We start from the raw sequence: 20300 nt of genomic DNA, 5'->3' as shown, positions 1-20300 counted from the left end.
ATATATAGTAGTATACGTACGTACGTACTAGTACGTAAGTAAGTAGTAGTAGTATACGTAACTAATAAAGTAAACGTAACGTACGCGTCGTCGTGCTTTTTTTATTATTACGCTGTCGTTATTTCCTTCTTTCTCTCTCTTGGGCATCTACTACGGCGAAAGTAGTAAGATTTACCATTTCATCTACGCTGGCGTTCATCAGAGTGATGTGTATAGGCTTGGAGAGTCCTAAGATGATAGGTCCTATAGAGCTGATTCCTTCAGACTCTTTCATGATCTTATAGGTGATATTAGCCGACTCCAAGTTAGGGAATATAAGCACATTGGCGGCCTTGCCATTGAGCTTGGAGAAGGGGAACATGGCTGCCATTTTCTCTGGGTTAAGGGCAACATCTACCTGTACCTCTCCATCTACAATAAGCTCTGGATAGTTCTTGTGTAGGTAGGAGACGGTCTTGCTGAGCTTTTTGGTACTTTCCGAAGGAGCAGAACCAAAGTTGGAGTAAGAAAGTAGGGCAATAGCAGGGTCTAAACCGAACATCTTCGCTTTCTCGGCTACCGCCAAAGTGATAGCGGTCAAGTCTTCCGAAGATGGATTAGGGTTCATCGTAGTATCGGAAAGGAACAAGGGGCCACGCTTGGTGATAAGGATACTAGTGGCTGCAATACGCTGGAAGCCTTCTTCTTTCTCTACCAAGTCCAAGATAGGACGAATGGTCTGTGGGTAGGAGCGAGAGTAACCTGTAATCATCGCATCGGCCTCACCGGTATTCACCAGCATAGCACCGAAGTAGTTGCGCTCACGCATCAGGCGGCGTGCATTGATCTGAGTGATGCCCTTGCGCTCACGCTTCTTCCAGTAGATGTCCGCAAAGCGGTGACGACGTTCTCTCTCTTCTGGGCTTTTAGGATCTATGATCTGCAAGTTGGCCTCAAAGCCGAGCTCTTCCATTTTGCTTTGGATAATATCCTTAGGGCCGAGCAGTACGGGAATAGCGATACCTTCTTGGTATACCCTTTGGGCGGCCTTAAGTACATCCGTAAGGTCAGCTTCGGGGAATACCACTCGCTTAGGATTTTGGCGGGCACGTTCCTGAAGCACACGGATTTCTCGGTTGCTACCGCCAAGCCTATCCATCAGCTGTTCGCGGTAAGCGTCCCAGTCGGTGATGGGTTTCTGTGCGACACCTGTCTCTATAGCGGCTTTGGCAATAGCGGGCGGCACTTCGTAGATAAGGCGTGGGTCAAAAGGCTTAGGAATAATGTATTCCTTGCCAAAACTAAGATTGGCACCTCCATATACCAGATTCACTTGGTCTGGTACGGTTTTCTTAGCCAACTCGGCCAAGGCGTGTACCGCGGCCAATTTCATTTCTTCATTGATCTTGGTAGCGCGTACATCCAAGGCACCACGGAAGATAAAGGGGAACCCAAGTACGTTATTCACTTGGTTAGGGGTATCGGAGCGGCCTGTGGCCATGATGATGTCCGAACGGGTTTGAGTAGCCAAGTCATAAGCAATCTCAGGGGTAGGGTTGGCCATGGCGAACACGATAGGGTCTTTGGCCATGCTAAGGAGCATCTCTGGGCTTACTACATTTCCTTTGGAAAGACCGATAAAGACATCAGCATCTTTCATGGCTTCTTCAAGAGTGTGTAGGTCGCGGTCAGTGGCAAACTCGGCCTTGAGGTAGTCCAAGTTAGGATTGTCCTTGCGAATGACTCCCTTGCTGTCGCACATCACGATATTTTTAGGGTCAGCTCCCAAGGCAATATACAAGCGAGTACAAGAAATAGCGGCAGCTCCTGCACCATTGACAACCATCTTTATCTGGCGAATATCCTTGCCGACAATTTCCAAAGCGTTCTTAAGTGCTGCAGCTGAGATAATGGCGGTACCGTGTTGGTCATCGTGCATCACAGGAATGTCCAATTCTTCCTTCAATCGACGCTCGATTTCGAAAGCCTCTGGCGACTTGATGTCTTCCAAGTTGATTCCCCCGAAAGTAGGCGCAATGGCCTTAACCGTGTTGACAAAGGCATCTACATCAGTGGTATTGACCTCTATGTCAAATACATCAATATCGGCAAAGATCTTAAAGAGCAAGCCTTTACCCTCCATCACAGGTTTGGCTGCATCAGCACCTATGTTACCCAAGCCAAGCACGGCGGTACCATTGGAGATTACTGCCACGAGGTTTCCTTTGTTGGTATATCGGTAAGCATCGTTTTTGTTTTCTTCAATCGCCAAGCAAGGCTCTGCCACTCCAGGAGAGTAGGCCAAAGAGAGGTCATACTGGGAGGCGTGTTTCTTAGTAGGTACCACGGCTATCTTCCCTGGTTGTGGGAACTCGTGATAGTCAAGGGCATCCGTGTTTTTCTTATGATTATTATCTTTCATTTGAAAATGTTTTTATCAAGTTAGTATATATAGAACCGCAAAAATACGAAATTAATGTGTAATGGTCAATGATTTAGGATTAATTTTTTGTATAATCACCATCTATGAATGAGAATAAAAATATTTGTAAGTTTTTTTTAAGGTCTATTTATATAGGTTCAAAAATGAGTATTTGTTACAAAAACAAGGTGTAAATTTCAGGGTTGACAACTTATCTAAATATTTTTTTAAAGAATAGTTGTTTTATTAGTTATTTTGTATTATATTTGCAAGGTGAAAAATAATTGTTTTTAACGACGTAAGTTGTACAAAATAACCAATAAAATATATTAACCATGAAAAAGTATTTTTATCTTCTAATAGCTGCTTGTTTTCTTTTTACTTTTTGCCATAAGGAGGAAAAAGGAAAAGATCTTGATACAAGAAGAAGAATCCCTTTATGTTCTACTCCTCCCTATATTTTTTCTATATTTGTTAAAGAGGAATCAGCCGATTATGCCTTGTTTCTTAAAGATGTAGATCAAATAGATAAGGAATCTATCTATTTTTTCAAAAAAAGCAATGGAAAAGAGGTGCGAAGCAATCTGCCTTTGGGAATAGATTTTTATCAGGGCAAAAACATTAGAATAGCCGCTTTTGAACCTCTTGAATTCTTTACAGGAGAAAAGGAAACATTCTATCTAAGAAACAAAGAAAAATCCTACAAAATGGACATCTTGGGTATTTATGGCGTTATCAAAATGGTACAATTTGGTAAAGAATACAACTGTGGATATTACTTCGAATTAGATGAAGTGTATATAAATGATGTAAAGCGTGAAGTACAACAAATAGAGGACTCTAAAGGAATATTTTTAGACTGATGTAATCTTAACACAACAAAATGCGTTAACCATTAAAAATCACCAATCATGAAAAAGTATTTTTATTTTTTGATAGCCACTTGCCTTCTTTTTTCCTTTTGTAGCAAAGAAGAGCAAAAGGAAAAAAAAGAAGATAAAGAAGATAAAGAAGAAAAGGAACCTAGCAGAAGGGAAAGAGTTCGTTGGTGCCCTGATCCTTTTTATGTATTTTCTGTAGATATCAAAAAGGAATCGGCCGATTATGCCTTGTTTTTTAAAGGAACACAGATTGATAAGGAAGCTATTTATTTCTTTAAAGAAGTAAATGGAAAAGAGCAGCGTTATTACCCTATGGATGTGGATTTTCATAATGGTAAAACCGTTAGAGTATCTATTGTTGAACCTTTTGATTTCTTTACAGGAGAAAAGGAAACATTCTATCTGAGAAACAGAACCAAATCTTACAAAATAGATATATTAGGCTTCTATGGATATAGAAAAAATATACAATATGGTAAGGAGTACTTTTGTGGCTATTACTTTATTTTGGAAGAAGTGTATATAAATGATGCGGAGACTCAGACAAAGGGTGATGAGGGTCCCTACACACCTTCAGAACATATAGACCTACCCTAAACACCTAATCTCATATCTCTAATATATCTGAAAAAAACCTTTGCAAGTCATTGACTTACAAAGGTTTTTTATCTTAAAACAGCTTCTTTATTTTACCCCACAGGCTTGTTTTCTTTCCCAATAAGGCTTCTATTTCGGCTTTAGTCTCTAAGCAGAGACACATATAGTGTCCGTCCAACTTTTGGATTTTCTCCTCAGGAAGGCGCTCCAAGAAAGTCTGATAGTCCATCTCGCCTATGGTAGGAAACTGCTCCTCGTCAGAAAGACGCACATCATAATCAGCAAAATGCACACGCCACTCCTTGACGTCTTCTTGGGAGAGGTTATACTTGGTAATATCTATAAACGGAGGATACTTATAAGGAAGTACACTATGGACGGTTTTTGTCAGTGCATAGATGCCAATAATCTCATCTTGGTCATTCTTGACGAAAATGGGGTGAGCTATATAGAGATCTTCATGCTGGCGCTGTGCGGCAATAAAGTCGTCAAAAGCCTTTACCCTATCTTCCGCCGCGCGAATTCGGTCTATATCTTCATCTGAAAAGCAGATGGGACGCATAGCGCCAAAGATAAAGTAACCCTCATCGCCTTTCTCCATAGATGCGATACCAAAGGCTATGTCATGGCGAAAATCATAGGTGATATTGTTACCCTCATAGGTCTCTCCTTCCTCATCAGTTACCGAAACGCCAAAGGTAGTGGCCAATTTCTCTATAAAGGAGAGTGCCCCATGCCAGTCGGCGGAGGTGCTGGGCGTAAAGACACGCACATTGTAAGTATGCTCGTCCGCTGAATAGCTACACTCAAAGCCTCGCCCGCTGATGCCTTCCTGCCCCAATAGCATATAGCCAAATTCGTTTAAGGGCATTTGCATAATCTCATTGAGGTCTTCGTCATTATCTCTAACGGCAAATTGTCTGAAATTACCTCCTACGAGGTCTAATAGCTCCTGAGTACTCATCACCTTAGGCGCCTCAGGATTTTTAATGTAAAAAGTACGACTCATGGAGTTTTGAGTTTTGAGTTTTAAGTTTTAAGTTTTGAATGAGTCACTAGTCATTAGTCACTAATCACTAGTCACTAGTCATTGGTCACTAGTCATTAGTCACTAGTCATTAGTCACTAGTCATTGGTCACTAGTCACTATCTACAGCCACTTTTTCCTTCTGAAATAGATAATCATTCCTATGGTAATCAGTAGCATCACCCCCCAGCAAGCAGGGTAAGCCCACTTGTAGTGCAGCTCTGGCATGTGCTCAAAATTCATGCCATACACTCCTACGATAAAGGTCAGCGGGATAAATATGGTAGAGATGAGTGTCAAAAGCCGCATGATGTTATTCATTCGGTTACTCATCGCCCCCATATAGGTATCTGTAAGACCCCAGAGAATATCTCTATAGGAGGCAAGCGTCTCAGCGATCTGTATGATATGGTCGTGTAAGTCCCTGAAATAAGGCCTACAACGGGGCTGAATAAGGGAGTGGTTATTCCGCTCTATACGGCTGATAACCTCACGAGCTGGAGTGATGGATTTCTGTAGGAAGGTAGCTTTCTTTTTCAGCATTTGTATTTCCGAAATCATATCCTCTCGTGGGTGAGCGATGATCTCATCCTCTATACTCTCTATGGCATCACTCATCCGATCCACTATAGCCAAGTAGTTATCCACAATACTATCTAAAAGCGCAAAAAGCAAATAGTCTGCGGAGGATTTCCTCAGTAGGCTCTCTGGAGCTTGTAGAAGTTTGCGGATAGGATCAAAGACATCACCTCCTTCCGATTCTTGGAAGGAGAAGAGGTAGTTTTCCCCCAGCAGCAGTGCTAAGTGCTCAGCGATGAGCTCACCATCTTGGTAGTAGAGCATCTTGATAATCACCAGCAGATGTTCGTCCAGCAGCTCCACTTTGGGGCGGTGTTGTGTGTCGAGTACGTCCTCCAGGAGTAGGTTGTTCAGCTGGGTATAGTTCCCTATTTTGCGTATCTCCTCTATGTTATTCAGTCCATTGATATTAATCCAAGTGATTTGGTTGTCCTTGATAAGAGATAGCGCCTCTTGGGCACTACCTACTTTTTGTTCATGGACAGCCGTATCGGAGTAGGAAATCACATCTATATCCAAGAGTTTTTCCTTCTCTCCGAAATACACCAAGCTCCCAGGGGGCAACCCTATCTTCTTAGCTCTATTGGCCTTTCTCTTCTTACTCATTATGAGCAGTCATTAGTCATTAGTCATTAGTCACTAGTCATTATTAATCGCTTCTTCAATCGCATTATCAAAGAGGTTAGCTAGGGTGATACCTGCCGCTTTGGCTTGTTGGGGGAGAATACTGGCTTTGGTAAGCCCAGGGGTAGTGTTCATCTCCAGCAGATGTGGTTCCCCCTTGACTAAGATATATTCGCTACGGCTAAAGCCTTTCATTTGCAAGAGGTTATACACCCTTAGGGCGACTTCCTCTACTCTCTTGCGTTCCTCTTCGCTCAAGCGCGCGGGAGTAATCTCTTGCGATTTGCCCTCGTACTTGGCCTCGTGGTCAAAGAAATCATTCTCGGAGACAATCTCAGTGATAGGGAGCACCCGCTTTTTACCACGGTAGGTAATCACCCCTACAGAGACTTCCGTTCCCTTGAGAAATTCCTCAATGATGACTTCATTATCCACCTCAAAGGCCTTTTCTATAGCCTCATCTATATCTTTTTCGTTATATGCCTTGAAAACACCTATGCTACTGCCTGAGCGATTGGCCTTGACAAAACAGGGCAAGCCTACAGACTTGATAATTTCACGAGTGGAGAAGTGATCACCACGGTTCAGGTAATAGGCCTTGGCACGAGCAATTCCATAGGGTTTTAGCACCGAGAGCATATCGCGCTTGTTGAAGGTCAGTGCGGAAGCATACATACTACAACCAGTGATAGGAACTCCGACAAAGGAGAAATAAGCCTGCAAGTGGCCGTCCTCCCCAGGGGTACCATGAATGGCGTTGAAAGCACAGGCAAAGGTGATCTTCTCACCAGCGAGAGTAAGGGAAAAATCATTCTTGTCTATAGCAAATTCCTGCCCCTGTGCATCGGTATAGACCCAGCGATCCTTAGCAATAAGGATAGGGTAGGGACGATATTTGTTCTTGTCCAAGCACTCCACTACAGTGGCAGCACTCTTGAGGGAAACATCCGCTTCTGAGGAATAGCCCCCCATAAGTATAGCTATATTTTTCATGTGTTTTAATTTTATCTGATCCTAAAGAACGAACTTTTATAAGTAACAAAAAAGGTCTTATAGTGGATAATGAGGATACCTCCACGGAAGACCATCCATATCAGTAGTGCTATCCAGATCCCCATAAGCCCCCAGTGATAGGCGTATTCTACAAAGTAATAGATGGGAAAAAAGCCCAAAAAGGTAGCTATCAAGAAGGCATTACGCAGGGTTTTAGTAAAACCCAACCCCTTATAGAACCCATCAAAAAGAAAAGTTACCGCATTGATCGGCTGCATCAGTACCACAATCCAAAATGTCTCGTAGAAGAGCCTACGGATATCGGCATCCTTGGTGAGCCATTCCCCGATTTGAATGTACAGGGTGAAATATACCAAAGCAATTCCCAACCCTATCCCCGTTACGATAAAGAACAAATCCCGTATCATATACCGAATAGAGGCAAACTGCTCACTGCTATAGAGTCTGCCTGAAAGCACCCCTCCTGCCGAACAAAAACCATCAAAAAGAAATACGGAAAACAGCCACACTTGGTTCAGGACTGTATGAGTAGCCACAATGGTACTTTCCTTACCTCCTCCTAGCCTTGTCGCAACATAGTAAGAGAAATACAGAGTGGCTTGCATCATCAGCGAACGCAAGAATAGGTCTAAACTCATACGGGTGTTTTTCATGAAATCGGGGTGCCATCTCCTGGTGCGTTGAAAGCGAAAAGGTGTTTTTGTATATAACAGATATACCGAAGTGGCCAGCATGATGGCTTGTGCCAAAAGACTCGCCCAGGCCAATCCGCGAATATTCCAGTCAAAGACAAAAACAAACAGATAATCTAAAACCAAGTTCGTAACCCCACTCAAAATCCCCGTATACATAGCCCAGGAGGTGTTCTGCAAGCCTCTAAAGATGTTGTGTATGGCCAAAGTCAAAAAGGTCAAGGGTAATCCCCATACACGGATACGAAAATAGATAAGACCATTCTCCAAAAGCCCTTTTTCTGCTTTGTACAAATCCTTCAATACAAAATCGGTAAAGAGATACGTAATCAGCGCACAACCAACCGAGATCACTAAGGACAAAGAGAGTACTTGAGCTACCAATCCTCGCATCTGTTGAAGCCGATTTTGCCCATAAGCATAAGAAATCTGTGCCGAAATGGCTTTGCTCCCTTGAATGAAAATCCATACCAAGGCTGTGATAAAGGAGGAAACTATACCTACCGCTCCTAGTATATCCTTTGTGTCCTCTTTTATATGTCCGGCCATTATAGTATCAGTAAGGGAGATGATAGGTTCTATAATGCCAGAGACAAGGGCAGGAAAGGCCAGTCGATTAATTTCTTTTATAGGTATTCTCTTCAAAATCAGGTAATTAGATATTTTGCAAAAATCCCTACAAAGGTACAATTTTTTTTTAATTCTAAAAAAAATATTATTAAATACTTGGCCACATAGACCTATTATAGAAGAAACTTAAGTAGTGAATAAAGAGGATACCGCCCCTGAATACCATCCAAATATAAAAGGCTACCCATATCCCCGATAAGCCCCATTCCAGTATATTTTGGGTTAGATAGAAGGTAGGGAAAAATCCTAAGATAGTGGCAATAATAAAGGCATTGCGAAGTACTCGAGTAAAGCCCATACCCTTATAGATACCCGAAAATAGAAAAGTAACTGCCGTAATAGGCTGCATCAGTACCACAATCCAAAAATTTTTGTAGAAAAGCAAAGCTATATCCTCATTTTTAGTCATCAAAGAACCTATCCAATAATACAAAAGCAGATATGTAAGAGCAATACCACAGCCTATTCCCAAAACGACATAAAAGAGTTGTCTTACCAGTTTTCTAATAGCTTGGTATTGGCGCGTACTATAGAGCCTGCCCGAGAGTAGTCCCCCTGCATTGCAATAACCATCAAAAAGAAAGGTAGAAAAGCCCCATACCTGATTCAGTAGTGTATGAGTAGCTACAATGGTATGGTCTCCATTAGCCCCCAAAAGGGTCGCCCTTGAGAAAGAAAAATAAAGTACAGCCTGTAGCAGTGACGAACGTATGAGCAAGTCGGCACTCATACGAATACTCTCCATGAACTTGGGGTGTAATCCATTGACCCAAAAGAATTTGAAGGGTGTCATCCTATACATAACAACCACCGAGACGACAAACATAGTTCCTTGTGCCAAAAGACTCGCCCAGGCCAGCCCCTTGATGTCCCAGTGGAAAATATATACAAATATATAGTTGAATACCAAGTTAATAACACCTCCCAAGATACTGATGTACATACTCCAAGAGGTGTTCTGAAAGCCTCTAAAGATACTATGTATGGTAAGGGTGAGCAACGTAAAAGGGAAACCCCATACGCGAATGTGAAAATAATCCAAACAATAGTCTAAAAATGTCCCCTCTGCATCATAAAAACGTTCTAAAATAAATTCACTACAGGCAAAGGAAAAAATAGAAGAAAATAAGGAGATACTCAGGCTTAAAAGAAGGATTTGAGCCACCAAACCTTTGACCTGTGACAGCCGTCCTTGTCCGTAAGCATAAGCCACCTGAGTGGTGATCGCCCTACTGGACTGAATGAAAATCCATAATAGCGCCGAAAGAAAGGAGGTAACGACCCCCACCGCTCCCAGTACCTCTTTGGTATTAAGGGCGATATGCCCTGCCATTACCGTATCGGTAAGGGAGATAACAGGTTCTATCACCCCCGAGACGATAGCAGGAAGTGCTAAGCGATTGATTTCTTGGGTAGTTATTCGTTTCAAAAAATAGGACTTTTCGGCTTATTGTGATAAGACACCGCAAATTTACATCATTTTCTAGAACATACCAAAAAATAGTGGTAATTTCTTAATAAGTAAAGTTTATTTTTTCGTTTTTTGACGAAAAGCTGTGTTAGTATAGATAATTATCCTTGGCCTTAAAAAAATCCTTTTAGAGATGAGGAGGTTTTTATAGTCAAACAGAAATGGTTTGCGAAAAATTAGCGTGGGCAGGTGTAGGGACTAATGGCAATTAGCCCTTAAAAAAGCAAATAAGAAAGCGTCTCTTGCCTTATCTATTCCGTATTCTAAATATGATGGACTATAAAAAAGCCCCTCAAAAGCGAGAGTTTTTAAAATATTTTTCGTATTTTTGCGCAAGCAATAAAACAAACAGAATGACTATCACTGTAACACAATTATACCAGCTATTAAGTAAGAAGCTCAACCAAGAAACCGCTGAAGCACTTACTTCTTATATAGCTACTTCTGTAACTGAAAATGTAAAAAAAGAAGTAGATACTAAGGCTGCTACATTCGTTAATAAAGAAGATATAGCACGCTATAAATCCGAGGTTAAGGACGATTTATACCTCATACGAAAAGACATGTTTCTGATGAAAGAAGATCTCAGAAAAGAAATATATCAAGTCAAATTTGATCTTATCAAATGGCTTGTAAGTCTCTTTGTTACCCTTGCCCTTATGATCATCGGTTTGTACTTAAAATAATAGGAGTTCGTTGTAACAAAATCCTTCCACAAGGTCAGCAAGCACCCTCCATTGGTATAACTTAATAGTCAAACAGAAATGGTTTGCGAAAAATTAGCGTGAGCAACTGTAGGGGCTAATGGCAATTAGCCCTTAAAAAGCAAATAAGAATGAGTTACTTATTCTATTTATTTGCAATCTAAATTTGGCTATAATACAAAAAGAGCTGTCTTTTGGACAGCTCTTTTTGTATATTACTCTTCACTTTCTTTCATGGTGTGGTAAACGTTCTGGACGTCGTCGTCTTCTTCTATTTTTTCAAGGAGTTTCTCTACATCGGCTTGCTCTTCTGGGCTGAGTTCCTTAGTTACTTGTGGAATACGCTCAAAACCAGAGGATAAGATCTCTATATGGCGGCTTTCCAATTCCTTCTGAATGGCTCCAAAACTCTCAAAAGGCGCATAGATAAGAATCCCATCTTCATCTACAAAGACTTCTTCAGCTCCGAAATCTATCATCTCTAATTCTAGCTCCTCTGGGTCTATCCCCTCAGCATTGATACGGAAGTTACAAGTGTGGTCAAACATAAATTCCACCGAACCTGAAGTGCCCAGTGTACCATTGCATTTGTTAAAATAGCTACGGATATTGGCTACTGTACGATTGTTATTGTCCGTAGCAGTTTCTATCAAAATCGCAATTCCATGGGGCGCATAGCCTTCAAAAAGGATTTCCTTATAGTTGGCTGTATCCTTTTCAGTAGCGCGTTTGATAGCACGTTCTACGTTTTCCTTTGGCATGTTGGCCGCCTTTGCATTCTGCATAATAGCACGTAGACGGGCATTAGTCTCAGGGTGAGGACCACCTTCCTTAACTGCCATTACAATATCCTTTCCTATACGGGTAAATGTTTTTGCCATTGCAGCCCAACGCTTGAATTTGCGGGCTTTTCTAAATTCAAATGCTCTTCCCATTTGCTTCTAAATTGTTTTGTTAAAAATGTGTGCAAATATACAGCTTTTCCTTGAAAAATTTTATCTATGTGGCTAAAAAATATTCTGTAAAGCAACAAGGTGTATATTTAACTTTTTATTCTTGACTTTTTTGCGTATTTTTGCCCTCTTAGAAAAGTATTACTTTCAACCAATGATTTACAACGACGAACCCTCACATAATAAAATAGCGTATAACTACGGAAGTGTAAAGCTATCCGTCTATGACTGGCTTTCCGATATTCCTCTGCCAGCGGGTCAGCAGGCTTTTGACTGCGTGGAAGTACGCTTTAAGAACAGCCGTAAGGAGTTTTTCCGCAATGTTCATAGGCTCCCTTTGCAAATAGGGGATATGGTAGCTACCGAAACCATTTCAGGGCATGACATAGGTACGGTCTCTCTCACAGGGGAACTGGTACGTATCCAGATGAAAAAGAAAAAGGTAGATGACCAGTCACCCACCCTGCCCAAAATCTACCGCAAGGCAACAGAGCGTGATATAGAGATTTGGAAAGAACATCGGGCTAAGGAGGAGGCACTACAAAAGCGCTCACGTGAGCTGGCCATAGCCTTGGGCTTGGAGATGAAGATCTCCGATGTAGAGTATCAGGGCGATGGTTCCAAAGCAACATTTTACTATACCGCCGAAGGGCGTGTGGATTTCCGCCAGCTGATTAAGGATATGGCCAAGGAGTTTTCCACTCGTATTGAGATGCGCCAGATAGGTTATCGCCAAGAGGCGGCACGCCTTGGGGGTATTGGCTCCAGCGGACGAGAGATAAGCTGTTCCACTTGGCTTACAGAGTTCCGTAGTGTAACCACAGCAGCAGCACGCTACCAGCAGCTCTCACTCAACCCCCAGAAATTGGCTGGACAATGTGGCAAACTTAAGTGTGACTTGAATTTTGAATTGGATTGTTACCTTGAGGCATTGCGTGATTTTCCACGTACCGACACCAAGCTACTGACCGAAAAGGGAATTGCTTCTTGTCAGAAAGTAGATATCTTCAAGCGCCTGATGTGGTTCACCTATGAGGGGGATTTTATCAATTGGCATAAGCTTACCGTAGATCAAGTAAAGGAAATCTTAGAGCTTAATAAGCAAAAACAACCCGTACCAAGCCTTGAGGAATATATGCAAGAGGAAGATGAGATCGCAAGTGCTCTGCCCTTGGAAAACGCTCAAGAAGGTAGCCTCACCCGCTTTGATGAAAAGCCGAAAAAGCGCAAAAATAAAAAGAAACAGCCTCTCAAGAATGTACCTGCGGCTGACAACACAACCACTACAGAGGTAGAAGCGACACAGAATGGTGAAAAAACAGAGAAAAACACCAAAGAGAAACCAGTACCTGTAGCTAAAGAAAAGAAAGGTGTTCCTGAAGGACGTAAACCACGCCCTGAAAACAAAAAACCATTTAATAATGCGCCACAAAAGGCTATAAATGCCTCGCAAAATCAAGACAAAGCAGCACCACAGGTAACCAATCTTAAGAAAAGTACAAGGAAACCATTTAAGAAACCCAATAAAACAGCCCCTAAGTCCGATGAATAGAATATTTCTTTTCTCAATAGGCTTCCTTCTTTTGGCTAGCTGTGGAGAAAATATACAGTATAGTGAGTATGAGACCCTACCTCAGGGTTGGCCAGCTAATAAGGCGATTGCTTTTCGCTATCAGGCGACTGATACACTACAAAAGCACAACCTTTTTATCATGTTGAGGAATAACAATGATTATCCTTATAGTAATATCTTTCTTATTACCAAAATGGAGTTTCCCAACAATCAGGTAGTAGTGGATACTTTGGAATATGAGATGGCCACCACCGAAGGGAAATGGTTAGGCGAAGGTGCCTCTATTAAGGATAGTAAGTTATGGTATAAGGAAGGAGTAATCTTTCCCACCAAAGGAACCTATACTTTCTCCATAGAACAGGCCGACCGCAGCTTAGGAAAGGAAAAAGGCGTGGAGAACCTACAAGGCATCACCGAAGTAGGGTTCCAAATAGAGGGGAAGTAATTATCTTTTCTTATAAAAGAGCATAAAAGCATACAAAGGATAGCTTATTACTCCAGATAAACCTATACCTAAGGTAGGTAATGCCAGCAATCCATATATGACAAATGTAATGCTATCAATTACAAGGAAATAACTCCTAACAGAAAGGCGATTCAGTAGTCTATTTTCTCCTTTTTGATTATATAGGATAGAAGGAACAACTATGTAAAATAGCAATGGAGCAATAGTTAAGAGTTTGTTGAGGGTATTTAGCACCCAATCCCCTGACTCATAGGACTCAAAGAGCAACATCATAGGAACGGCGAAAGTTTCTACAAGAGCTTGTATCCCCTCCCAAGAAAAGGAATGTAACTCAGGCATCCCTGGTTTCCTTATATAATTGAATACATTATAGAAACAAACCAATATGATATAGCAAATGACTACGATATAACCATTACGCTTTATATTTTTAGTAAGTAGATTCATATTTTCTTAATCTCATTTTCAAAATCAATATTTTTCCCTACATACCAGCCTGTTATCATATCCATTACATCCTCTAAGTTGTCCTTATGTGTTTGTTCCATAGTTGAAGTGGTACAGTTGAGGAATATCTCATATATTTCCTCTTTAGAAAAGCCTTTTGTATACAATTGCAAGGCATATTGTTTCAACTTTTCTGTAGGATTAGGTTCACAAATAGGTCTTCTATATTTCTTCTTTGAATATCTTGATAAAAGAGATAATTCAGCCAAAACTCGCTGTCAAAAGTAATCTTTCCTGCCAATAAAAGTACTGCCTTTTCTTTCCATTGTACCACAGAAGGCAAAAGAACAGTCTTGCTAAATAGATTATCTATACGCTCCCGATACTTCTCCATATCATTTGAGATATACACTTCACCAATAAAATAATACAAACAATGCAGGAAGAACTCTTGTTCAGGGCACGCCTTGTCATTAGCTAACTGGAAGACCAAATCGTCATTCTTTTCATTCACCACATAAAGATCCCAATCGGAGTCAGGCCATTTTTCATTATGGGCTAACCAAAAAAGTATATCTTCATTATCAGGTTTATAAATGTTTTTAATCATAATTTAACGTGAGTTCGACATAAGCAAAATTACATTTCTTCTCCCACAGATTCCACGGATTTTCACAGAGAGAATAACACAACAACTAAGTATAACTCTTTAATTTCCACGGATAAATAAGGCCTTTGGCCTTATAAAAATCTGTGTAAATCGCAACAGCACAATTGCACAAACATAGAAAATCTGTGAAATCCGTGAAAATCTGTGGGAGCTTTCGTTATATCGAACTCACATTAATTTACTAAGGATAAGATCTTCTAATGAGTTGAAGAGCTTTTCATACGCTCCAATATCGTGATTATACAAAATTACCTCGTGAGTTGCGGTGTCTATCAATATAGGATTCCCCGTATCATCTACCGAGATAACATATTGTTGTGCCTCTATACTTATTTGCTCTTTAAAATCATTGGTAAGTTCTACAAAAGTCTCATCACCTACTAATTCAGCATTTTTTAGCCCATAAATGCGAATGTCACCTATTACCACCCCTCCATAATGCAGTAGTAGATATCGGTGAGTCTCATCCAAATTCAGCTGCATAGTTTGTTCCACAAACAATAGTTCTTCGGCGGTTGAGGGTTCTCCTACTGTTATAGGATTCTTTCTGAAAAAATCCTGCAATCTCTCACTAAGTATTGGATTCATAACCATTAATCGTTATTTAGTATCCTTGTCGGTAGAGGTCTTCCGCATCGCTCGCTCGTGCATTTTGTAAGGCTGTAAAGAGCTGAGGGGTAGGCGTAATAAGCTCTGCAAATACTTCTACAGCTATAGATTGATAAGCATCCTTAGGATTGTGTTGGCTTACTTGAGTAGTTAGTTCGACATTGGCATCCAACATATTGGCAATCACTATGTTCTCATAAGCAGGAAGATACCCTAGCTTGTATTCTTGGTAATAAACCTCTACGGCAAAAGCATCATATATATTCTCTTTTTCATGCTTTAGCAGCAAAGTATCACCTTCTTTTAGCAGCTCTTTTACTCTACTATACTGGTAATATTGTACGCCACGAATGTAGTTGTCATAGATTTTTACCAAACTTTTCCCTAACAAATTTGTAGGCAAGATAAGCCCCGTAGAAGCTAATCCTAAAGATTTTATAAAGTCAATTCTGTTCATAGAGTCTTAGTGATAATGTGAATCAATAGTAGAAAAACAATTGTGTAGTCCAATTTATTAAGAGGCAATTTATTGTGTCTTATGCAGTTAGCGAATTACATTTTAACTATTGATTCATATGATTCATATTGATAATTAGTTAATTAACAATTAACAATTAACAATTAACAATTAACAATTAACAATTAACAATTTCTATATACTTCCTCAAATGGTAGTCTAAACCTTTCTCCCCAGATGCCGCGCTCTTCACGAATCCCACAAGTGACGACCATACTCACCTCTGCTCCACAAGGTAGGTGCAAAAGTTTTTTAATACGGCGGCTGTCATACCCCCCTAACGGACAAGTATCATACCCTTCTTCAGCCATGGCTAGCATAAAAGTTTGCGCTACAAGCCCGCAGCTTTTATGTACTTCCACACGTATATCACCTTCAGAGAGTTCTCGCACCATAGGGCGAAACCAACCGATTATCCCAGAGAGCTTGCGGAAAGCACCTAATAAGCCAAAAAAACGACTATACACAAACGGGATTAGTTTCTGGTAAAGCTTCTCTTTATCTTTAATGCGTTTAGCTTGCCTTTCGGGCGGACTATTGCGCTCTATATTACCACGCTCAAACTCCAAGATAGCTTTGGCATGCTGGCGGTGTTTGTCCTGTCGAGTCACGAAAACCACCATTTGTTGTGCCGTGGTTGCTGTAAGCTGCCCCAAGCAGGCTTGTGCTAATTTTTTAATCAAAGCTTTATCAGTAATATGGTACAACTCATATAGTTGCATATTGAAACCACTAGGTGCTAATGTAGCGAGCTTAAGGCATTCGCGTACCTTTTCCTCACTAATGGGCGTAGGAGCATAATAACGTACCGCCCTTCGGAAGTTTAAAATATCTTTTAGCACAGATTTTGAGTTTTAAGTTTTGAATTTTGAGTTGTCTTAAAAGTGAAGAGTGAATAATGAAGAGTCAATAGTTAACGATAGGGACGCGTTTTTCACTTTTCACTTTTCGTTCTTCACTTAATTTGCTTTTCGTTTTTCTTTTAAAAGGGTAGGCTAACACATATGGCTATAATAGCGGGCATACCTTGAGCAAAGAATATTTTCCCAGAAGTGGTGATTCCTCCATAAATCCCTGCTAAGGCAACGCAGCCTAAGAAAAAGAAACGCACATATAGGCTCCACTGGGGATCGGATATACATAGACTCCATACGAGTCCCGCCGCTAAAAAGCCGTTGTACAATCCTTGATTAGCCGCCATACTCTTTGTATCGGCAAATAAATGTTTAGGCAAGGACTCAAAAAAGGCCTTACCTTTTGTTTCCCAAGCAAACATTTCTATATAGAGTATGTATAGCTGCTCAAGGGCTACCAAAATAGTTACAATAGTTGCGAACATGATAATATAATTTTGAGTTATTAGTTTTGAATTTTGAGTTAGCTTAAAAGAGAATAGTTAACGATAAGGGCGTGTTTTTCACTATTCACTCTTCGTTTTTCACTTAATTTACTTTTCACTCTTATCTACCCCTTGTCCAATGCGATTTGCCAGCCAGCTGACATAAAAGAGTTGGAAGCTGTGGTACAGCATAATAGGGAGCAAATAGAGTACCTTTTGGGTTTCGGGGATACCAAGAACCATTACAAAAAGGCTCCCATGTACTAGCGACTTTTTAGATCCACAAAAGGTAGTGGTGATGGTGTCTTCCCTGTTGAATCCCAATGCATGAGAGAGCCGCTTGAGTACTTCATATACAATGAAAAACAAAGCTACTGAAGCCCCTGCAATGATCACAAAGACCATAGGAGAGACCGAAAGGAATATCTGCTTGACAAAAGCATCGGAAAAGCTCTCATATACAATGAGCAAAATAATAAATCGGTCAAACTGACCTATCCATTTGCTGTATTTATCTACCCATTTCTTCAAAAGAGGATTCAATAATAGCCCCAGTACGATAGGTAGCAGTACTTTGAGTAATAGCTGCTGAATAATCTCCCCTTGATCCACCTCAGCCGAGGTGTTTTCTAAGAAAAAGCCCATGAGTAGGGGCGTAGCTACAATCCCTATCAGTCCCGATATGGAGGCGTTGAATATAGCCGAGGTAATATTGCCCTTAGCAATAGAAACCATTACCACTGAGGAGGATACCGTGGAGGGCAAGCTCGCTAAAAAGAAAATAGAGAGCCAGACCAACTGGTAGTTTGTTCCCTTGGCTAATGGGTAGAACAAAGCCACCAAGAGCGGAAAGAGGACAAAGGTACCCACTTGTACCAATAGGTGAAGTTTCCAGTTCTTTATATCCCGAAATACCTCTTTGATGTTGAGTTTTAGTCCGTAGAGCAAGAAGATAATACAAATTCCCCAATCAATAAAGCGGTTTAGGTTAAATACCGCACTGTATTCATCTCTATAAGGGATGATTTTTGCTAAGATGATCATGCCCACTAAGGCAAAAAGGAAGTTGTTTTGTTTGTTAAATATCTTTTTCATTCTGAATACGGTTTGTTTTTCTAAATCGGTTTAATAACACAAATAATAAGCCATAGCCTATACTTATACTACCCCATATGAGTAAAGTTCTCAAAGGACGATAGGGGAAATGCTGTAATATCTCTAGAGAAAGTAATCCATAAGGTACAAAAAATAGTCCTCTTTTCCATTGAAATAATAGAAAGGAAAGGAGTAATCCCACAGCATTATAGTAATAAAATAGAAAATAGATAGATAGTCCCCATGAAACTCCATGTATAGTGGTATAAGTGAAGTTTTTTTCATAGAAAACACTCACTAAAGTATGTACTCCTATGGGTAGGAGCCAACATCCTACTAAAGCTAAAGTATAGAATAGATATTTTTTCATAAGAGTGCTTCTGTGGGAGCAAAGATAGTGAAATATTATCTGAAAGTAAAAGGCTACCCTTTTCGGACAGCCTTTTTGGGGTATTTTAGAACTCTGCACTTTGTGGGGTGCGAGGGTAGGGGATTACATCACGGATATTGGTCATACCTGTGGTAAAGAGTACTAAGCGCTCAAAGCCCAGACCGAAACCGCTATGTACGGCCGTACCGAACTTGCGTAGTTCGAGGTACCACCAAAGGGTCTGCTCGTCCATGCCTAAGTCTTCTATTTTCTGCTTGAGGACGTCGTAACGCTCTTCACGCTGAGAACCGCCGACAATCTCTCCAATACCAGGGAAAAGAATATCCATAGCGCGAACCGTCTTACCATCTTCGTTCAGGCGCATATAGAAAGCCTTGATCTTGGCAGGATAGTCATAGAGAATCACAGGACAACCGAAGTGTTTCTCTACCAAATAGCGTTCGTGTTCGCTTTGCAGATCTACTCCCCATTCGTCTATGAGATATTGGAACTTCTTCTTTTTGTTGTGGTTACAGTTCTTGAGAATTTCCACCGCCTCGGTATAGCTTACACGCTTGAAGTCGTTATGAATGACAAACTCTAACTTCTCAATAAGGGACATCTCGCTGCGTTCGGTTTGTGGTTTGGTCTTTTCCTCTTCTAAGAAGCGTTGGTTTAAGAACTCTATATCCTCGCGACGTACCTCTAGGGTGTATTTGAGAACATATTTGATAAAGTCCTCTGCCAAATTCATGTTGTCAATAAGGTCATAGAAGGCCATTTCAGGCTCAATCATCCAGAATTCGGCTAAGTGGCGAGAGGTGTTGGAGTTTTCTGCACGGAAAGTAGGGCCAAAGGTGTATATTTTCCCTAATGACATAGCAAAAGTTTCCCCTTCGAGCTGTCCAGATACCGTAAGGTTGGTTTCACGCCCGAAGAAGTCTTTTTTGTAATCTACCTCACCTGTTTCGGTAAGGGGCGGATTCTTAGGGTCAAGGGTAGTTACACGGAACATTTCCCCTGCGCCCTCGGCATCACTACCTGTGATAATTGGGGTATTGACATAGAAAAAGCCATTGTCTTGGAAATACTTATGTACCGCATAGGCCAAAGTAGAGCGTACGCGCATGATAGCCCCGAAAGCATTGGTACGTACGCGCAAGTGAGCCTGCTCGCGGAGGAACTCCAAAGAGTGTTTCTTTGGCTGAATAGGGTATTCGTCGGGGTTACAGTCTCCTAAGATGGTAATTTCAGTGGCTTGTACCTCAATAGATTGGCCTTTTCCTTGGCTTTCTACTACCTTCCCTTTTACCTCAATAGCAGCTCCTGTGGTGATACGCTTGAGGGTTTCCTCAGGGGTATGTTCGAAATCCACTACCACCTGTAAGTTGGCCAAGGTAGAGCCATCATTAAGGGCTATAAAGCGGTTGCTGCGAAAGGTACGTACCCACCCACGGAGGGTAACCTCGTCTACATTTGTCTTTTCTTGTAATAATTCTTTGATACTCATGTTTTTAAAAAGTAAAAAGTAAAAAGTAATAAGGTAAAAAAGGCACTTATAGCTTCCTACTTTAGATTGAAACGCAAAGGTAGTGAAAAAAGTAAAAAATAAAAAATAAAAATTCAGTTATCAGTGGTCGG

At 40.9% G+C, this 20300-nt stretch carries 22 protein-coding genes; 5 read left to right on the top strand and 17 right to left on the bottom strand.

Going from position 1 to position 20300, the window contains the following annotated elements; genetic code table 11:
- Positions 1 to 118: 118 nt before the first annotated feature.
- Positions 119 to 2401, bottom strand: coding sequence for an NADP-dependent malic enzyme (locus HMPREF9331_RS11200; RefSeq protein WP_009641265.1), 2283 nt, complete (start codon positions 2399 to 2401; stop codon positions 119 to 121).
- Between the two features lie 335 nt (positions 2402 to 2736).
- Between HMPREF9331_RS11200 and HMPREF9331_RS11195 the strand changes: the two genes are divergently transcribed.
- Both HMPREF9331_RS11195 and HMPREF9331_RS11190 read left to right on the top strand, forming a co-directional pair.
- A complete protein-coding gene (locus tag HMPREF9331_RS11195) occupies positions 2737 to 3264 on the top strand; it encodes a hypothetical protein (RefSeq protein ID WP_016421017.1) in 528 nt (175 codons plus the stop codon).
- 48 nt (positions 3265 to 3312) lie between these two features.
- Positions 3313 to 3879, top strand: a complete 567-nt coding sequence (locus HMPREF9331_RS11190) for a hypothetical protein (protein WP_016421016.1) — start codon at positions 3313 to 3315, stop codon at positions 3877 to 3879.
- Between the two features lie 73 nt (positions 3880 to 3952).
- On the opposite strand, the gene HMPREF9331_RS11185 is transcribed toward HMPREF9331_RS11190, so the two are convergent.
- The 5 genes from HMPREF9331_RS11185 to HMPREF9331_RS11165 all read right to left on the bottom strand — a co-directional run bounded on the left by HMPREF9331_RS11185 (position 3953) and on the right by HMPREF9331_RS11165 (position 9874).
- On the bottom strand, positions 3953 to 4888 hold the full coding sequence (locus HMPREF9331_RS11185; RefSeq protein WP_016421015.1) for a DUF4299 family protein: 936 nt from the start codon (positions 4886 to 4888) through the stop codon (positions 3953 to 3955).
- 141 nt (positions 4889 to 5029) lie between these two features.
- Positions 5030 to 6091, bottom strand: coding sequence for a magnesium/cobalt transporter CorA (corA, locus tag HMPREF9331_RS11180; protein WP_016421014.1), 1062 nt, complete (start codon positions 6089 to 6091; stop codon positions 5030 to 5032).
- Between the two features lie 33 nt (positions 6092 to 6124).
- Positions 6125 to 7102 carry a D-alanine--D-alanine ligase gene (locus HMPREF9331_RS11175; protein ID WP_016421013.1) on the bottom strand — a complete coding sequence of 326 codons (978 nt, stop codon included), beginning with the start codon at positions 7100 to 7102 and terminating at the stop codon, positions 6125 to 6127.
- Between the two features lie 11 nt (positions 7103 to 7113).
- Positions 7114 to 8460, bottom strand: a complete 1347-nt coding sequence (locus HMPREF9331_RS11170; RefSeq protein WP_040357494.1) for an MATE family efflux transporter — start codon at positions 8458 to 8460, stop codon at positions 7114 to 7116.
- Between the two features lie 73 nt (positions 8461 to 8533).
- Positions 8534 to 9874 carry an MATE family efflux transporter gene (locus tag HMPREF9331_RS11165; RefSeq protein WP_016421011.1) on the bottom strand — a complete coding sequence of 447 codons (1341 nt, stop codon included), beginning with the start codon at positions 9872 to 9874 and terminating at the stop codon, positions 8534 to 8536.
- Positions 9875 to 10269: 395 nt separating this feature from the next.
- On the opposite strand from HMPREF9331_RS11165, the gene HMPREF9331_RS11160 reads away from it, so the two are divergent.
- The gene (locus tag HMPREF9331_RS11160; protein ID WP_040357526.1) at positions 10270 to 10602 is read left to right on the top strand and encodes a hypothetical protein; all 333 of its coding nucleotides are present in this window, start codon (positions 10270 to 10272) and stop codon (positions 10600 to 10602) included.
- Between the two features lie 233 nt (positions 10603 to 10835).
- On the opposite strand, the gene HMPREF9331_RS11155 is transcribed toward HMPREF9331_RS11160, so the two are convergent.
- Positions 10836 to 11555 carry a YebC/PmpR family DNA-binding transcriptional regulator gene (locus tag HMPREF9331_RS11155; RefSeq protein WP_009641220.1) on the bottom strand — a complete coding sequence of 240 codons (720 nt, stop codon included), beginning with the start codon at positions 11553 to 11555 and terminating at the stop codon, positions 10836 to 10838.
- 172 nt (positions 11556 to 11727) lie between these two features.
- Between HMPREF9331_RS11155 and HMPREF9331_RS11150 the strand changes: the two genes are divergently transcribed.
- Positions 11728 to 13125, top strand: coding sequence for a PSP1 domain-containing protein (locus HMPREF9331_RS11150; RefSeq protein ID WP_172539814.1), 1398 nt, complete (start codon positions 11728 to 11730; stop codon positions 13123 to 13125).
- Positions 13118 to 13591 carry a gliding motility lipoprotein GldH gene (locus HMPREF9331_RS11145; RefSeq protein WP_016421008.1) on the top strand — a complete coding sequence of 158 codons (474 nt, stop codon included), beginning with the start codon at positions 13118 to 13120 and terminating at the stop codon, positions 13589 to 13591. Before HMPREF9331_RS11150 ends, HMPREF9331_RS11145 begins: the two co-directional genes overlap by 8 nt.
- On the opposite strand, the gene HMPREF9331_RS11140 is transcribed toward HMPREF9331_RS11145, so the two are convergent.
- The 10 genes from HMPREF9331_RS11140 to asnS form a co-directional block, all read right to left on the bottom strand.
- On the bottom strand, positions 13592 to 14059 hold the full coding sequence (locus HMPREF9331_RS11140; protein WP_016421007.1) for a hypothetical protein: 468 nt from the start codon (positions 14057 to 14059) through the stop codon (positions 13592 to 13594). It lies immediately after the preceding gene.
- Complete coding sequence (locus tag HMPREF9331_RS13385; protein WP_234945885.1) at positions 14056 to 14232, bottom strand: hypothetical protein; 177 nt, start codon at positions 14230 to 14232, stop codon at positions 14056 to 14058. Before HMPREF9331_RS13385 ends, HMPREF9331_RS11140 begins: the two co-directional genes overlap by 4 nt.
- An 11-nt stretch (positions 14233 to 14243) precedes the next feature.
- Complete coding sequence (locus HMPREF9331_RS11130) at positions 14244 to 14669, bottom strand: hypothetical protein (RefSeq protein ID WP_016421005.1); 426 nt, start codon at positions 14667 to 14669, stop codon at positions 14244 to 14246.
- A gap of 228 nt (positions 14670 to 14897) precedes the next feature.
- Positions 14898 to 15317 carry an SMI1/KNR4 family protein gene (locus tag HMPREF9331_RS11125; protein WP_016421004.1) on the bottom strand — a complete coding sequence of 140 codons (420 nt, stop codon included), beginning with the start codon at positions 15315 to 15317 and terminating at the stop codon, positions 14898 to 14900.
- A gap of 16 nt (positions 15318 to 15333) precedes the next feature.
- Positions 15334 to 15795, bottom strand: coding sequence for an HIRAN domain-containing protein (locus HMPREF9331_RS11120; protein WP_016421003.1), 462 nt, complete (start codon positions 15793 to 15795; stop codon positions 15334 to 15336).
- A 185-nt stretch (positions 15796 to 15980) separates the two neighbouring features.
- Positions 15981 to 16697, bottom strand: a complete 717-nt coding sequence (locus HMPREF9331_RS11115) for a nitroreductase family protein (protein WP_016421002.1) — start codon at positions 16695 to 16697, stop codon at positions 15981 to 15983.
- Positions 16698 to 16837: 140 nt separating this feature from the next.
- Positions 16838 to 17194, bottom strand: a complete 357-nt coding sequence (locus HMPREF9331_RS11110) for a DUF1304 domain-containing protein (RefSeq protein ID WP_016421001.1) — start codon at positions 17192 to 17194, stop codon at positions 16838 to 16840.
- Positions 17195 to 17302: 108 nt separating this feature from the next.
- A complete protein-coding gene (locus HMPREF9331_RS11105) occupies positions 17303 to 18289 on the bottom strand; it encodes a bile acid:sodium symporter family protein (protein ID WP_016421000.1) in 987 nt (328 codons plus the stop codon).
- Positions 18273 to 18659, bottom strand: coding sequence for a hypothetical protein (locus HMPREF9331_RS11100; RefSeq protein ID WP_016420999.1), 387 nt, complete (start codon positions 18657 to 18659; stop codon positions 18273 to 18275). The genes HMPREF9331_RS11105 and HMPREF9331_RS11100 overlap by 17 nt, the downstream gene beginning before the upstream one ends.
- Positions 18660 to 18744: 85 nt before the next feature.
- The gene (gene asnS / locus HMPREF9331_RS11095) at positions 18745 to 20169 is read right to left on the bottom strand and encodes an asparagine--tRNA ligase (RefSeq protein WP_016420998.1); all 1425 of its coding nucleotides are present in this window, start codon (positions 20167 to 20169) and stop codon (positions 18745 to 18747) included.
- Positions 20170 to 20300 lie beyond the last annotated feature (131 nt).

The sequence above is a fragment of the Capnocytophaga granulosa ATCC 51502 genome, from assembly GCF_000411115.1.
GTDB classification, from domain to species: Bacteria; Bacteroidota; Bacteroidia; order Flavobacteriales; family Flavobacteriaceae; genus Capnocytophaga; species Capnocytophaga granulosa.
Note: the sequence above shows the minus strand (reverse complement) of the source record. Positions and strands in the feature narration are given on the sequence as shown.